Annotated in this window: 15 protein-coding genes; 8 read left to right on the top strand and 7 right to left on the bottom strand. The window is 59.5% G+C overall.

Annotated elements, in window-relative coordinates; genetic code table 11:
* Positions 1–3: 3 nt before the first annotated feature.
* Positions 4–993: a sulfate/molybdate ABC transporter ATP-binding protein gene (locus tag AC5SEM_RS26975; RefSeq protein ID WP_007963490.1), complete on the top strand. Its 990-nt coding sequence runs from the start codon at positions 4–6 to the stop codon at positions 991–993.
* 108 nt (positions 994–1,101) lie between these two features.
* Here the strand turns inward: AC5SEM_RS26975 and AC5SEM_RS26980 are convergent, their stop codons facing one another.
* On the bottom strand, positions 1,102–1,626 hold the full coding sequence (locus AC5SEM_RS26980; protein ID WP_495471645.1) for an Mpo1 family 2-hydroxy fatty acid dioxygenase: 525 nt from the start codon (positions 1,624–1,626) through the stop codon (positions 1,102–1,104).
* A gap of 84 nt (positions 1,627–1,710) precedes the next feature.
* Between AC5SEM_RS26980 and AC5SEM_RS26985 the strand changes: the two genes are divergently transcribed.
* Positions 1,711–2,388 (top strand): Crp/Fnr family transcriptional regulator, encoded by a 678-nt coding sequence (locus AC5SEM_RS26985; RefSeq protein ID WP_495471646.1) that lies wholly within the window; start codon positions 1,711–1,713, stop codon positions 2,386–2,388.
* Between the two features lie 125 nt (positions 2,389–2,513).
* On the opposite strand, the gene uraH is transcribed toward AC5SEM_RS26985, so the two are convergent.
* Positions 2,514–2,924 carry a hydroxyisourate hydrolase gene (gene uraH, locus AC5SEM_RS26990; RefSeq protein WP_495471647.1) on the bottom strand — a complete coding sequence of 137 codons (411 nt, stop codon included), beginning with the start codon at positions 2,922–2,924 and terminating at the stop codon, positions 2,514–2,516.
* Between the two features lie 12 nt (positions 2,925–2,936).
* On the bottom strand, positions 2,937–3,422 hold the full coding sequence (locus AC5SEM_RS26995) for a GlcG/HbpS family heme-binding protein (protein WP_331693431.1): 486 nt from the start codon (positions 3,420–3,422) through the stop codon (positions 2,937–2,939).
* A gap of 136 nt (positions 3,423–3,558) precedes the next feature.
* Here AC5SEM_RS26995 and AC5SEM_RS27000 point away from each other — a divergent pair, with 136 nt between their 5' ends.
* The 4 genes from AC5SEM_RS27000 (at position 3,559) to AC5SEM_RS27015 (ending at position 7,192) form a co-directional block, all read left to right on the top strand.
* The gene (locus AC5SEM_RS27000) at positions 3,559–4,239 is read left to right on the top strand and encodes a heavy metal response regulator transcription factor (RefSeq protein ID WP_137218296.1); all 681 of its coding nucleotides are present in this window, start codon (positions 3,559–3,561) and stop codon (positions 4,237–4,239) included.
* Positions 4,229–5,617, top strand: a complete 1,389-nt coding sequence (locus tag AC5SEM_RS27005; RefSeq protein ID WP_495471648.1) for a heavy metal sensor histidine kinase — start codon at positions 4,229–4,231, stop codon at positions 5,615–5,617. The genes AC5SEM_RS27000 and AC5SEM_RS27005 overlap by 11 nt, the downstream gene beginning before the upstream one ends.
* A 110-nt stretch (positions 5,618–5,727) precedes the next feature.
* The gene (locus AC5SEM_RS27010; protein ID WP_007917667.1) at positions 5,728–5,976 is read left to right on the top strand and encodes a helix-turn-helix domain-containing protein; all 249 of its coding nucleotides are present in this window, start codon (positions 5,728–5,730) and stop codon (positions 5,974–5,976) included.
* The gene (locus AC5SEM_RS27015) at positions 5,969–7,192 is read left to right on the top strand and encodes a type II toxin-antitoxin system HipA family toxin (protein ID WP_495471649.1); all 1,224 of its coding nucleotides are present in this window, start codon (positions 5,969–5,971) and stop codon (positions 7,190–7,192) included. Before AC5SEM_RS27010 ends, AC5SEM_RS27015 begins: the two co-directional genes overlap by 8 nt.
* Positions 7,193–7,195: 3 nt before the next feature.
* On the opposite strand, the gene AC5SEM_RS27020 is transcribed toward AC5SEM_RS27015, so the two are convergent.
* The gene (locus AC5SEM_RS27020) at positions 7,196–8,200 is read right to left on the bottom strand and encodes an AraC family transcriptional regulator (RefSeq protein ID WP_495471650.1); all 1,005 of its coding nucleotides are present in this window, start codon (positions 8,198–8,200) and stop codon (positions 7,196–7,198) included.
* A gap of 100 nt (positions 8,201–8,300) precedes the next feature.
* On the opposite strand from AC5SEM_RS27020, the gene AC5SEM_RS27025 reads away from it, so the two are divergent.
* The gene (locus AC5SEM_RS27025; RefSeq protein WP_495471651.1) at positions 8,301–9,371 is read left to right on the top strand and encodes a fatty acid desaturase; all 1,071 of its coding nucleotides are present in this window, start codon (positions 8,301–8,303) and stop codon (positions 9,369–9,371) included.
* Positions 9,372–9,574: 203 nt separating this feature from the next.
* Here AC5SEM_RS27025 and AC5SEM_RS27030 read toward each other — a convergent pair whose 3' ends face one another.
* From AC5SEM_RS27030 to AC5SEM_RS27040, 3 genes are read right to left on the bottom strand one after another with little or no spacing between them, the layout of a single operon-like run.
* Positions 9,575–11,185, bottom strand: coding sequence for an arylsulfatase (locus AC5SEM_RS27030; protein WP_495471652.1), 1,611 nt, complete (start codon positions 11,183–11,185; stop codon positions 9,575–9,577).
* A gap of 14 nt (positions 11,186–11,199) precedes the next feature.
* The gene (locus tag AC5SEM_RS27035) at positions 11,200–12,015 is read right to left on the bottom strand and encodes an ABC transporter ATP-binding protein (RefSeq protein ID WP_150750241.1); all 816 of its coding nucleotides are present in this window, start codon (positions 12,013–12,015) and stop codon (positions 11,200–11,202) included.
* Positions 12,012–13,610: an ABC transporter permease gene (locus AC5SEM_RS27040; protein ID WP_495471653.1), complete on the bottom strand. Its 1,599-nt coding sequence runs from the start codon at positions 13,608–13,610 to the stop codon at positions 12,012–12,014. Before AC5SEM_RS27040 ends, AC5SEM_RS27035 begins: the two co-directional genes overlap by 4 nt.
* Before the next feature lie 391 nt (positions 13,611–14,001).
* On the opposite strand from AC5SEM_RS27040, the gene AC5SEM_RS27045 reads away from it, so the two are divergent.
* Positions 14,002–15,015 carry an ABC transporter substrate-binding protein gene (locus AC5SEM_RS27045; protein WP_495471654.1) on the top strand — a complete coding sequence of 338 codons (1,014 nt, stop codon included), beginning with the start codon at positions 14,002–14,004 and terminating at the stop codon, positions 15,013–15,015.
* The last annotated feature ends 48 nt before the right edge of the window (positions 15,016–15,063 follow it).

The following is a 15,063-nucleotide window of genomic DNA, read 5'->3' on the forward strand; positions in this document are numbered from 1 at the left end:
TTCATGTCGATCGAAGTGCGTAACGTCAGCAAGAATTTCAATGCCTTCAAGGCGCTGGACAACATCAGCCTGGACATCCACAGCGGTGAACTGGTCGCGCTGCTCGGCCCGTCGGGCTGCGGCAAGACCACGCTATTGCGGATCATCGCCGGTCTGGAAACCCCGGATAACGGCAATATCGTTTTCCACGGTGAAGACGTTTCCGGCCACGACGTGCGTGATCGCAACGTCGGTTTCGTGTTCCAGCACTACGCCTTGTTCCGCCACATGACCGTGTTCGACAACGTCGCCTTCGGCCTGCGCATGAAACCGAAAAACCAGCGCCCGAGCGAAAGCCAGATCGCGACCAAGGTTCACGAACTGCTGAACATGGTGCAGCTGGATTGGCTGTCGGATCGTTATCCGGAGCAGTTGTCCGGTGGTCAGCGTCAGCGCATCGCTTTGGCCCGTGCCTTGGCGGTCGAGCCGAAAGTACTGCTGCTCGACGAACCGTTCGGCGCCCTCGATGCCAAGGTACGTAAAGAGCTGCGCCGCTGGCTGGCGCGCTTGCACGAAGATATCAACCTGACCTCGGTGTTCGTGACCCACGACCAGGAAGAGGCGATGGAAGTCGCCGACCGTATCGTGGTGATGAACAAGGGTGTGATCGAGCAGATCGGCTCACCGGGCGACGTCTACGAAAACCCGGCCAGCGATTTCGTTTATCACTTCCTCGGCGATTCGAACCGCTTGCTGTTGAGCGATGACAACCACGTGCTGTTCCGCCCGCATGAAGTGTCGTTGTCCAAGCATGAGCTGGAAGATCACCATGCTGCTGAGGTGCGTGATATCCGGCCGTTGGGCGCGACCACGCGGGTGACGTTGAAGGTAGAAGGGCAGACTGATCTGATCGAGGCCGAAGTGGTGAAAGACCACGACAGCCTGATCGGCTTGGCCAAGGGTGAAACCCTGTTCTTCAAACCCAAGGTCTGGCAGAAAGTCGCCAGCCTCTAAGATCAAAAGCTTCGCGAGCAGGCTCGCTCCCACAGTGGATGAGTGTTGAACACAAAATGTGTGAACAACCAAAATCCCTGTGGGAGCGAGCCTGCTCGCGAATGCGATTTAGATAGCCGCACGATTCGGATTGACCCGCACAACCCCCGCCCGCGCCTCGATCTGCTCTTTCAACTCATGGCGCATCCCCAGCATGAACGCCAACTCGGCCACCACAAACAACGGCCCGACAATCAGCCCGCTGACATCGTCGACAAACGCCGGTTTGCGCCCTTCATAGTGATGCCCGACAAACTGGATCACCCAGCCAACGACAAACATCGCCAGGCCGCTGCTCAACCAGACCATGGTGCTCTGCTGCGCCAATACATGCCCGGCCCAGACCGACAGGCCCATCAGCACCGTCATCAATACCCCGAGCTTCAATTCCAGACGCAGGTAAAACCACGCCGAGGCCAGCGCCAACACAACCGCTGGCGATATCCACAACCCGCCCAGCGACCATTCCGGGCGCGACAACAACACTGCCACGGCCACCACAATCAGCGGAATGCCGATAAAGTGGCTGGCGATGTTGCGCGGATCGCGGTGGTAGGCGGCGTATTGACTGAGGTGGTCGACGAGGCTTTTCATTGTTGTTCCTCCGGTAGGGTTGATCGCATCATCCCTCGGGATCAGGGTTCGCTCTGTCAGGCAGGCGACAATCCAGGAGTGTTTATGCAAATGCGTTCGCGATTGATGAGTGGCCAATGGTTCAGTCATCTACCGGTGTCCTTTCAGGATAGTCTGCTCGCGGTGGCCCGGGAGCGGCGGCTGACGGCGGGGCAGCGCTTGTTTCAGCGTGGTGATGCGCCGTGCGGCTTATACGCAGTACTCGACGGCGCGGTGCGCATCGGTGCGGTGAGTGAGCAGGGTAAGGAAGCGTTGCTGAGTCTGGTGGAAGCGCCGCACTGGTTTGGTGAAATCTGCCTGTTCGATGGCCAGCCGCGCACCCATGACGCCTATGCGGTCGGGCCGTGCACGTTGCTGAATATCCCGCAGGCGGTGCTGCTGAAACTGCTCGATGAGCAGCCGGTGTACTGGCGACACCTGGCGCTGCTGATGAGCCACAAACTGCGCCTGGCCTTCATCAACCTCGAACAACTTAGCCTGCTGCCAGCCCCGGCGCGTTTGGCCCATCGCTTGCTGATGATTGCCGAAGGTTACGGCGAACTCGACGCGCCACGCCGCGTGCTGCAATTGCCTCAGGAGCAGTTGGCATCGATGCTGTCGCTGTCGCGGCAGACCACCAACCAGATCCTCAAGGATTTGCAGGGGCAGGGGATTATCGGGCTCGGGTATGGCGAGATCGAAATCCTCGACGCCGCACGATTGCGCGCCCTCGCCACGATCTAGGATCCAACGCCGAACCATTGTAGGAGTGAGCCTGCTCGCGATAGCGGTCTGTCAGTCACAGATTGATCAACTGACAGATTGCTATCGCGAGCAGGCTCACTCCTACAGGGGGATTTGTATAGGGCTCAGGAACCGCGATAGGTCGAGAAACCGTACGGGCTGAGCAGCAGCGGGATGTGGTAGTGCTGATCGGTCTGCTTCACTTCAAAAATCACCGGGATTTCCGGGAAGAACGTATCGTGCTTGATCTTCTTGAAGTACTCGCCGGTCTTGAACACCACGCGGTATTCACCCGCTTCAAAAGGCTGTTTGGCCGGGAACAGTTCAGCAATCCGCCCTTGTTCATTGGTCGTGCCCTGCGCCAACGGCTGCCAGTTCTGGCCAACGTGTTTCTCCAGCGTCACGTCGATGCCCGGCGACGGCAGGCCGTTTTCCAGGTTGAGCACGTGCACGCTCAACGGATTGCCGGCGGCGAGGGCCAGACTTGAGAAAGCGCCCAGGCCGAACGCGGCGAGGGTCATGCGCATAGTCGTCATGAATGAAACTCCTTATTGGGAACGGGTTATGGCCAGACCGGTTTTCTCGGCAGCCTTGATCGCACAGTTTTCGTCTTGCTCACCGCCGCCGGAACCGGCCACGCCCATCGCGCCCACCAGTTCAGTGCCGAGGAACAGCGGGATACCGCCGCCAAGCAGCAGCAATTCATCGAGGGTGTTGAGGTTGGCGGTTTCCGGGTTGCTGCGAGCGCGTTCGGCGAACAATCGGGTCGCGGTTTTCGTCGACAGCGCGGTGTAAGCCTTGCGCTGGCTGGCAGCGGTGTTGTGCGGGCCTACGCCATCGCCGCGCAGGGTCACTAGCAGATTGCCGCCCCGATCGAGCACCGACACCGTGCCGGTGCAATTGGCCATTGCCGTGTCGGCGAGAAGGCGTGCAGTTTTCAGGTCGAGGTCGGCGTGACGCGGCAGCTCAGGGCTGGCGACAGCGGCACCACTGAGGCCGATCATCAGGCTTGCAACGAGGAATTTAACGGTCATGGACAGCCTCCAAAAGCGAAGGTCGCCACCTTAATCGTCGGTCCTCGTCAGAACCTCGTCAGTCTGATTACAAGTTTGTAATGGGCAACGCCGCCGAAGGCGCCTAGCCTGTGTGTCTGAATAATCGAGGTGTGCCATGCGTTTGCTGGTCGTAGAAGATGAAGCCAAAACCGCGAATTTCCTCGCCAAAGGCCTGGGCGAGTCGGGTTTCGCCGTGGACGTGGCGCTCAATGGCCTCGATGGCCGTTACTTTATCGAGCAGCAGGCATACGACCTGATCATCCTCGACGTGATGCTCCCCGGGCTCAATGGCTGGCAATTGCTGCAGCTGATCCGCCAGCGCGGCGCCACGCCGGTGCTGTTCCTGACTGCCAAGGACGCCATTGAAGACCGCGTGCGTGGGCTCGAACTGGGCGCCGACGATTACTTGCTCAAACCCTTCGCCTTCGCCGAACTGCTCGCGCGGGTACGCACGTTGTTGCGGCGCGGGCCGATGCGCGAAGCCGAGTCGTACACCATCGCCGATCTGGAAATCGACGTACTGCGCCGCCGCGTCAGTCGCGGTGGCCAGCGCATTGCCCTGACCAACAAGGAGTTCGCCCTGCTGCAATTGCTCGCCAGTCGCCAGGGCGAAGTGCTGTCGCGCACGCTGATCGCCTCGCAGGTGTGGAACCTGAATTTCGACAGCGACACCAACATGGTCGAAGTCGCGGTGCGCCGTTTGCGCGCGAAAGTCGATGACCCGTACATGCCGAAACTGATCCACACCGTGCGCGGCGTCGGTTATCAGCTGGAAGCCCCTGAAGATGCGCTCTAGGTCGATCGCCTGGCGCCTGGCGCTGGCGTTCGCATTGGTCTGCGCTTTGGTGTTGAGTGCGATTGGTGTGTTTCTCTATCGCTCGCTGGCCTCGGAAATCGCCTACCGCGACGACCTCGCGTTGCTCGGTCGACTGGAGCAAGTGCGCGCCTTGCTCGCCGACAGCGACAGCCTGGGGGCTTTGCAGGCTCGACCACGTTTGTATCAGAACATGCTCGGCAATCTCGACAGCCTGTTGCTGGTGCGGCGTGCAGATGGGGCGAGCGTGATCGCGATCAATCCACGGCAACGCGCTTTGCCCGCGCTGAACGCGATCCCTCGCGAGCAAACGCCACAGCGTCCCGATGTGCTGACGTGGCAAGCGCCGGACGGTGCCGAGCTGGCACTGTTGTCCGGCGAAGCGCAGGGGCCGAACGGCGAGCCGCTGACCGTCATCGCCGGCAAGGTGTTGGGCGAGCGCGAGCAGATGCTCGGTAGCTATCGCTTGCGCTTATATCTGTCGGTTGGACTCGGCGCTTTGCTCGCTTTTGCTTTGGGTTTACTGCTGCTACGACGGGGCCTGCAACCGCTACGTCAGTTAAGCGAAGCGGTACGCGGCATCGATCTGCGTAGCCTCGATCAACGCCTGCCCGCCAACGGCACGCCGGCAGAACTGCTTGAACCGGTGCAGGCGCTCAACGGCATGCTAGCGCGGCTGGACGACAGCGTGCAGCGCCTGTCGCAGTTCTCCGCTGACCTCGCCCACGAGATTCGTACGCCGCTGCACACGCTGTTGGCGAGCAACGGCCAAGCGCTGAATCATCCGCGCAGTACCGAGGAGTATCAGGAAGTCCTGGCCTCTAACATGGAAGAGTTCGAACGGCTCAAGCGCATGGCGGAAAACCTGATGTTCCTCGCCCGTGCCGAGCAGGCTGAGCGAGCGCTCAATCTGCAAACACTGGTTTTGCACAGCGTTGGTAGTGAACTGTGTGATTACTTTGAAGCCTTGGCCGATGACCGCGATCTGCGGCTGGACAATCAACTGCATGGCGAACTGCTTGCCGATCAGCAATTGCTGCAACGGGCGCTCGGGAATTTATTGGCGAATGCCGTGCGCCACGCTGACTCCGGAACCGTGATCAGCTTGCGCCGCCGCGACGAGTCGGGTTGGTGCTGGTTGCAGGTGCACAACCACGGGTCGGCGATTGCACCCGAGCATCTGGGCAAACTGTTCGACCGTTTCTACCGTGTCGATCCTTCACGGGCGGCGCCGGGGGATTCCGGTGGCTTGGGGTTGGCTATCGTGCAGTCGATCACGCAACTGCATGGGGGACAGGTGCGGGTGAGCAGTGATGCTGATGGCACCATTTTTGAGCTGGGTTTTGGTGTGAACAGGTGATTACTACTTGCTCACTCGGAATTAGGCTAATCTTGCTCACTGACTGCATCAAATGCGATGCAAATTAAGCAAATATCTGAATTTGCACCGTATTTGATGCAGGAAATAACATGGAACAGCTTGGTGAATTGATCAAAGCCCTGCGCAAGGCGAACAAAATGACTCAGCAGGCACTGGCTCAGCAATACGGAATGAGCCGCGCGACGATTTCGGGGATCGAAAACAACACTATTTCGGAAATCGGCCTGCGTAAAGTCGAAGCGATCCTCAACGGGTTTGGCTATGAGCTGACGGCGGTTCCACGTCAGTCTCGTCGACCGACACTCGATACGCTGCAAAAGGTTAACTTCCATGACTGAGTCGTCGGATCGATTAAACGTCTGTGTCGGCGGGCAAGCGGTAGGGACGTTGGCGCGCGGGCAAGATCGAGTCGACAGCGTCTTCAATTACCGCGAGGAAGCCAGTGCTGAAAATGCCGTGTCGCTGACAATGCCGTCCCGCCTGGAAAGTTATGGTTGGCAGCATGGTATCCATCCGGTTTTCGAGATGAATCTGCCGGAAGGTGCGCTACGTGATGAGCTGGTTCGGCGCTTCAGTAAGGCGGTTCGCGGCTTCGATGATTTTGCGTTGCTGGCTATTGTCGGCCCCTATCAGCTCGGTCGGTTATCCATTGCCAGCGCATCGATGACGGATCGGCCGCCCGAAACGTCTCTGGCCGATCTGCTGGTGCACGATGGTGCACAAGACCTGTTCGAGGAACTGTTGCAAACCTATGGTCAGTATTCCGGTGTGTCCGGTGTGCAACCCAAAGTGCTGGTGCGTGACAGCGCGGCCGCGATTGATCGCCTGACTCATCGCGGGTCCACTCACCTGGTTAAAGCTTTTCGCGCCGATGAATATCCGCATTTGGCGACCAACGAATACTTTTGCATGCGTGCTGCGCAACACAGCGGGCTTGAGGTTCCGCAGTTTGAACTGAGCGAACATGGCAAGTTTCTGGTAATCGAGCGCTTTGACTTGAGCCCTACGGGCTACCTCGGTTTCGAGGACTTCTGCGTACTCAATGGTTGGTCATCGAAGGCCAAATACGACGGCTCTTACGAAGGTGCGGCCCGGCAGATCAAAGCATTTGTGTCACCCGCGCTGCTCAATCAGGCGCTGGAAGCATTTTTCAAAATAGTGGCTTTGTCCGCAGGCCTGAAAAACGGCGACGCGCATCTAAAAAATTTTGGCGTGCTTTACGAAAACTGCGGCGAGGAATCAGTAATCAGGCTCGCCCCCGCATACGACATCATCACCACTTCGGTCTACATAAAGAACGACAGTATGGCGTTGCTGTTGGGTGGTTCGAAGGCTTGGCCAAAGCACAAAATGCTGGTGCGCTTCGGTCGAACTGCCTGCAATCTGACCGAAGCGCGTTGCAATGAATTACTGCAGCAAGTCGCTAATGGCATGCAGGTAACGATGGACGAAATGGCCGGGTACAGCGCAGGTCATCCAGCGTTCGCTGAGATGGGTGCTGCGATGATCGAACAATGGTTGTCTGGTATGGCGCGCAGCCTGATTAAAAGCTGACAATCAGCGCAACCCATCGCGAAACTGCCCCGGCGTCATCCCGGTCCAGCGCTTGAACGCGCGGCTGAAACTGCTGGTATCAGCAAAGCCCAGCAAATAACTCACCTCACTCAACGAACACTGCGGATCGCGCAGGTGCAGCAGCGCCAGATTTTCGCGGCTCTCATTCAGCAACGTATCAAATCGACAACCCTCATCCGCCAAGTGCCTTTGCAGGCTGCGCAAACTCAGGTGCAAGGCCTGAGCAATGCGCTCTGCACTCGGCTCACCTTCCGGCAGTTGTTCTTCAATGGCATCGCGCACCTTGCGCTCCCAGGTCAGCGGCTGGAGCTGAGCCATGGTGCGTTTGAGCACGGCCTCGTTGTGTTCGGCGAGTTCCGGGTTGGCGTCGTCGAGGTGGCTGTCGAAGTCGGCGAGGGCGAATTCCAGGCGATCCTCCGCACAACCAAAATGCACCGGAGCGCGGAAGACTTTGTGCCATTGGTGCGCATCGCTCGGCTCCGGGCGGCGCAGGTAAACGGCCAGCGGCGCATAATCGCGACCAAGACGATTACGGCAGGTGCGCACGTAGATCGCGGTAAACGCATCGATGGCTTCGAAGGCTGGCGCCGGATTGCCTGACGGAATTTTCAGACGGAATTGATAGCGATCATCGCTGCGGTTCAGCTCCAGCTCCAGCGCATCGCTGACCACCGGGTGATAGCGCACGATACGTTCGAACACCTCGCGCAAACTGCCGCTGGCCACTAGCGCATACCCGAGGGCATGGAACGTGGTAGGACTGACAAAGCGCGACACGCGCAGACCAAGCGCCGGGTCGCCGCTGACCTGCACGGCGATTTCCCACAGGCGCGTGGTGCCGGACAGCGGATAGCGCGCGTTGGGGTCGTCCATCAAATTCGGATCGAGCCCGGCCTGTTGGCACAAGGCAATGCTGTCCAGCCCCAGCGCATCGAGTTGTTTGCGCAAGGCACGGGTCCAGCTGGCGAGGGAGGTCGGTTCCTTCATGCTGATTGGCGCTTCCGGTCAACAGGTTGGCGTTCTCGGCTACCGCAATTGAAGCCTTGGCGAGGCACGATGCGAACATCATAAACCCGAGGATGGAAGCATGGACGGTACTTCTGCAAGTCCCCAGCGACACAATGCGGCCCAGCGATCAGCGCATATTCGCCAAGTGGTGCTGGCCAAAGGCATCGAACTGCGCGAGCGCTACCCGATTCTCAAGCATCAGGATGCGCTGGGGGCGGGGATTCTGGCCTTTGCGCTGATCGGGATGATCGGCTCGGCGGCGCTGTACATCACCGGCCACATGGCGTGGTGGGCGTGCCTGTTGCTCAACGCGTTTTTTGCTTCGCTGACCCATGAGCTTGAGCACGACCTGATCCACAGCATGTATTTCCGCAAGCAGCGTGTGCCGCACAATTTGATGATGGCCCTGGTCTGGCTGGCGCGGCCGAGCACGATCAATCCATGGATTCGTCGCCATCTGCACCTCAATCACCACAAGGTCTCCGGCACTGAAACCGACATGGAAGAACGCGCGATCACCAACGGCGAGCCGTGGGGTTTTGCGCGCTTGCTGATGGTCGGCGACAACATGATGTCGGCCTTCATCCGCTTGCTGCGGGCGCCGACCTGGGCGCACAAGTGGAGCATTCTGAAACGGGTTTTCAAAGTCTATGCACCGCTGGCGCTGGTGCATTGGGGCGCGTGGTATGTGTTTCTCGGTTTTCACGCGGCCAATGGCATCGGCTATCTGCTGGGCTCGCCGATCGAATGGTCAGCGACAACGTTGTCGGTGATGCAGGTGATCGATATCGCCGCTGTGGTGATTATCGGCCCGAACGTGTTGCGCACGTTTTGCCTGCACTTCATCAGCTCGAACATGCATTACTACGGCGATGTCGAGTTGGGTAATGTGCTGCAGCAGTGTCAGGTATTGAACCCTTGGTGGTTGTGGCCGTTGCAGGCGTTCTGCTTCAACTTTGGCAGCAGTCACGGGATCCATCATTTTGTCGTGAAGGAGCCGTTTTACATTCGCCAGATGACGGTGCCGGTGGCGCATAAGGTGATGCGTGAGATGGGGGTGCGGTTTAATGATTTTGGGACGTTTGGGCGGGCGAACCGGTTTGTTCGTCGGGATGAAGTTGCGGTGTCTGGTGAGGCGGTTGAGGCCTGACAAGCTGCCCCTCACCCTAGCCCTCTCCCGGAGGGAGAGGGGACTGATCAATCGGGGGATATTGGGGAACTACGCCGACCTGAATGTTTTTCTTTGAATCCATAATCGACCCGATTTTTCAGGTCGATGTTTGACGAAAGACACCTCGGTCAGTCCCCTCTCCCTCCGGGAGAGGGTTAGGGTGAGGGGCTCTTGATTCTGTATCAATCCGGCTGAAACGGCGACTCACTGAGAATCACCCCGGTCTCCTCGACATACTGCTGCCAATGCCCGATCAACGCGCTGAGCTTGTCCGGCCGACTCACCGCCAGATCATGAATCTCCCCCGGATCACTGCTCAAATCATACAGCTGCCAGGTCGCCGGCCCGACCGGCCCGGGGATCCACACGGCCTTCCACGACCCCTGCCGAATCGCCCTTCGGCCAAACAATTCCCAACCCGTCACCGTGTGCTCGTCATGCACCTGCGCAGTCTCGCCGGACAAGAATCCCAACCACGATTTGCCACGCAACGGCGCCACCGGTTTGCCGTGCCAGAGCTTGCCTGGATGACGCACGCCCGCCAGATCGAGAATGGTTGGCGTGATATCCATCACCGTGCCGAAACCATGGCTGATCTGCCCTTTGATCGCCAACTGCGGATAGTGCAACAGCGCCGGCACGCGAATCCCGCCTTCAGTGGTAAACGCCTTGAACAACCGCGATGGCGCGGTCGCCACTTGCGCCCAGTTCGGCCCGTACCAGACGTAAGAATTGGCCCGGCCAATGTTGTCGAGGCTGTTGTCGTAATGCTGGCTGAGGTACGTCACCAGTTCCGGGCCGAATTTGGGGAACGCTTCAAGCAGCGCACCTTCGGCACCGTTGTCGGACATGAACAGGATGAACGTGTTGTCGAGCTGCCCCTGCTGGCGCAGATAATCGACAACCCGGCCAATGTTCCAGTCCATGCGCTCGACCATTGCCGCGTAGACCTCCATGGCCCGCGCGGAAATCTGTTTTTGTTCCTCGCTCAATGCGTCCCACTGCTGGGTCAACTGAATCAAAGGATGCGGCTCGACGTCTGGCTCAATCAGGCCGAGGGCTTTGAGTTTTTCCAGTCGCTCCAAGCGCAGCACCTCGGGGCCTGCGTCATAGCGCCCACGGTATTTCTCAACGATCTCGGCAGGCGCCTGCAACGGCCAGTGCGGCGCGGAGAACGGCAAATAGGCGAAGAACGGCCGGGTCTGGTCACGTTCCTTGAGGTACTGCAGCAACTTGTCGCCAAAGGCATCGGAGGAATAAAAGTCCTTCGGCAACTCATCAAGGAAAGTATCGTCCTCGATGTACAGCGCCGGAGTGGATTTCAGCAGGCCGGGGGTTTGCTCGTCGTAGGTCGGCTCGAAACCGTAGTGGTTGGCCGCGCCCGGCAGCAGCGAAAACGAGCGCTCGAAACCCCGCGCATGGGGCGCCAGTTCAGCCTTCAAACCGAGGTGCCATTTGCCGCTCATCAACGTTTGATAACCGGCCTCGCGCAGCAACTCCGGCAGCGCCACCACGCGGTCGTTGAGGTAGCCCTCATAACCCGGTTTACCGATCAGTTCCGGCGTCAGCGTTTCGGCCATGGTGCCGATGCCGGCGATGTGGTGATCGGTGCCGGTGAGCAACATCGAGCGGGTCGGCGAGCAGGTCGGTGCGGTATGAAAATCGGTGAGGCGCAGGCCGTTGTTGGCCAAGGCGTCGAGATGCGGCGTGGCGATTTCGCCGCCGAACGCGCCGATGTCGGAGAAGCCTAGATCGTCGGCCAGAATCACCAGAAAATTGGGACGTTGCGGCATCGCAAAACTCCTGTTCAGCAGGCAATGAACGTCAGCGGCAGATCGCGGATCTGTACCGGTACGCTCGGTTGGTAATGGTCGTCACTGGTCAGCTCGTGCAGCAGCTCTTCACGCAACTGATGGAAGTCGAAACTGCTGCGCTGGCGCGGGTGCGGCAGGGCGATGTCGACCACTTGCTTGATCCGCCCCGGGCGCGGCTCCATCACCACCACGCGATCGGCGAGGAAGATCGCTTCTTCGACGTCATGGGTGACGAGGATCGTGGTGATTTTTGCGCGGTCGCGAATCGCCAGCAGTTCGTCCTGCATTTGCTGGCGGGTCAGCGCATCAAGCGCGCCGAACGGTTCGTCGAGCAGCAGAATTCTTGGACTGGCAACCAGGCCGCGAGCAATAGCCACACGCTGGGCCATGCCACCGGAGAGTTGGTGCGGATAAGCGCGGGTGAAGTCGCGCAGGCCGACCAGCTCGATGAAGTCGTTGATCCGCTGTTGCTTCTGCGCCGCGCTCAGCGGCTCGTTGACCAGGCCCAGGCCGATGTTGTCCGCGACGGTCAGCCACGGAAACAAACGGTGCTCCTGAAAGACGATGCCGCGCTCGCCGCCAATGCCGCTGACGGCTTTGCCATCCACAGTGATCTGCCCGCGAAACTGCGTGTCGAGGCCGACCAGCAAACGTAGCAAGGTAGATTTGCCGCAACCGCTGGAGCCGACAATGGCGACGAATTCGCCCTCGGCGATATCGAGGTTGAATTCGCGAATTGCCTCCAGTTCGAAACCGTCGACATCGAAGGATTTGCCTACATGTTTAAAGCTGACAATCGGTGCGTTCATGCGTGTCTCCAGCGGGTCGCGCGAATTTCCAGGCGTTGGCCAATGAGGTTGAGCAGGGCGCCGGTGAGACCGACGAAAAGCATGCCGGCCATGATCAGATCCATGCGCAACAACTGTTGTGCGCCGATCATCTGGCTGCCGATGCCGCCGTTGGACGGCATGAAATATTCAGCACCGATGGTGCCGAGCCAGGCGTAGATCAGGCTCAGCCTGAGCCCTGCAAAAATCCCCGGCGCGGCGCCCGGCAGCACCAGCCGACGCAAGCGCTGCCCGAGGCTGAGGCGCAGGACTTGAGCGGCTTCGTTGAGTTGTGGCGAGAGGTTGGCGACGCTGCGTTGCGTGGCAATAAACAGCGGAAAGAACGCGGCGAGGGCGACGAACACCCACTTCGCCAGTTCGCCCAGACCGAACCACGCGGTAAGCAGCGGCACCCAGGCGAAAATGGCGATCTGGCGGAGGGCGGCGAGGGTCGGACCGAGCAGGCGTTCGCTGGTGCGCGACAAGCCCAGCAGCAAGCCGAGGGCGAAACCGAGTCCGCCGCCCAACAGCAAACCGCCGAGGGTGCGACTGAGGCTGAGCGCCATGCCGCTGATCAACGTGCCATCAAGCAGACCGTCCCATGCCGTGCTCAAAACGGCCAACGGGCTGACCAGAATGTTGGCATCGACCCACTGCAGTTCGTTTGCCAATTGCCACAGCGCCAACAAGCCCAGCGGCAGCAGCCACGGTTGCAGACGCTGCCAGCCTGCATAGCGCGGGCCGCGACGAATTTCGGCGGTGGCCGGATGCGGCCAGTGCACCAGTTTCTTGTCCAGCAGGCCGATGCCGCGATCCATCGCCACACCAATCAAACCGATCACCACGATGCACACGAACACGATGTCGAGCATGAACAACTGCCGCGCCCAGACCATCAGGTAACCGATGCCTTCACTGGAGGCCAACAGTTCGACCGCCAGCAACGAAGTCCATCCGGCGGCCAGTGCCAGACGCACGCCAGCCATGAACGCGGGGAGGGCGGCGGGCAAGACCAGGCGACGCACCAGCAAGTGCGGCGGCAGACGCAGAACCGCGGCGGCTTCACGCAATTTCGGTTGAGCGTCGCGTACGCCGACCAGTGTGTGCAGGGTCACCGGCACCACCACCGCTTTGATCAGCACCACCAGTTTCAGCACTTCGCCGATGCCGAAAAACACCATGAACAAGGGAATCCACGCCAGCGTCGGTATTTGCGACAGGCCGGCGAAGGTCGGGAAGATCAGGCGTTCGAGACGTCGGCTAAAACCCAGCGCAGCACCCAGTACCGCGCCCGCTGAAATCCCTGCGAGCAAACCCCAGAACAAGCGTTGCAGGCTGATCCACAAATGGCTCCACAACTCGCCTTGCGACAACTCGACAGCGCTGCTCCACACCAGCGACGGTGCGGGCAGGATCTGTTCGCTCATCCACTCATTGCGTGCGGCCAGCCACCACAGGGCGAACAGGCTCAGGGGCAGCAGCCACGGCAACAGACGTTGGTTCAGGCTGGGCCAGGTACGGCGGCTTTTCAGCGGCGGCGCGGGGAGTGGGAGACTGAGCAAGGATTGGCGGGCCATGGGTGACCTCCGTTGTCGGGTTGGCTCAAGATCAAAAGATCGCAGCCTTCGGCAGCTCCTACGGGGGGAATGCGTCCTTGAATTGACCCCTGTAGGAGCTGCCGAAGGCTGCGATCTCTTGCGATATTAACTAAGGGCTAATGGTTATAAGCAATCTGTAATAAGTTGTTTTTAGAGATAAGCAGCGCCATTTAAGGCTTCCAGACCACACGCATCCAATGCATTCGAAGAATATTTTCGATGCTGTTAATGCATACGCCGCTGCAAGCCCCGTTAATGCTTGCTTAGCGTTAAAAGCTATAAAAATGTGCATTTATAGTATTTAAGCGTAGGTGTGCATTCGGCCTACTTTCGGCTCCTCAACGCCCGTCGTGATCAAGGAGCTGCACCCATGAACCTCCCCTTCAAACGTGTTTTCAGTCTGTTTGCCGTTCCTGCACTGGCGGGCCTGCTGGCGTTCACCGCTCACGCTGATGAACTCAAGGAAATCAGAATCGCCGTGCCCGACCTGAGCGCCGGCACTCAGCACAGCGGTGGGGGCGTGGTTGATGTGTTGCGCGATCAGCAGATTTTCGAAAAGGCCTTTGCCGATCAGGGCATCAAGATTCAGTGGAGTTTCTTCAAAGGTGCCGGGCCGGTCATCAACGAGGCATTTGCCAATGGTCAGGTTGATTTGGCGTATCTGGGCGATCTGGCGGCAATCATCGGCAAGTCCAATGGCCTCGACACCCGCTTGCTCAGTGCCACTGCGCGTGGGGTGAAGCAGTATCTGGGCGTGGTGCCGGGTTCGGGCATCAAGACCCTGCAGGATTTGAAAGGCAAGCGCGTGGCGATCTTCAGGGGCACTGCAACACAGTTGTCGTTTGATGCGGCACTGGCCAGCCAAGGCTTGAGCGAGAAGGATCTGAAAGTCATCAACCTCGACTTCACCGGCGCGACCGCTGCGCTGGCAGCGAAGCAGATCGATGCATCGTGGGGCAGTTCCGGATTGGCGGCGCTACAGACCAAAGGGCTGGCCGAGTTGCCGCTGAACACCAAGGATCTCGGTGGCGCAGGCAGCGTGCAGTCGGTATTGGTCGGCACGGGCAAGTTTGTCGATGCGCACCCGGAGGCGGTGGCGAAATTGCTCAAGGCGCAGCAGCAGGCGGTCGAGTGGCTGACCCAGGACAGCAACAAGGCTGCCTACGTGCAATTGGTCTCGGGGCTGGCGAGTTATCCGCCGGTGATCCTCACCGAGGATCTGAAGGATCAGAAATTGAGCGAGGTGTTCCCGTCGACGCTGGATCCGGTGTTCCTTGGCAGCTTGCAGGACAAAGTTGATCTGGCGGCGCAGCAGAAGCTGATTCGCAAGCCGTTCAAGGTCAATGATTGGGTGGCGCCTGAACTGGCAGCGGCCAAACTCTGAATCTTTAGCGCCTGCTCTGGCCTCTTCGCGAGCAGGCTCGCTCCCACA

It is taken from the genome of Pseudomonas sp. CH61, from assembly GCF_059429415.1.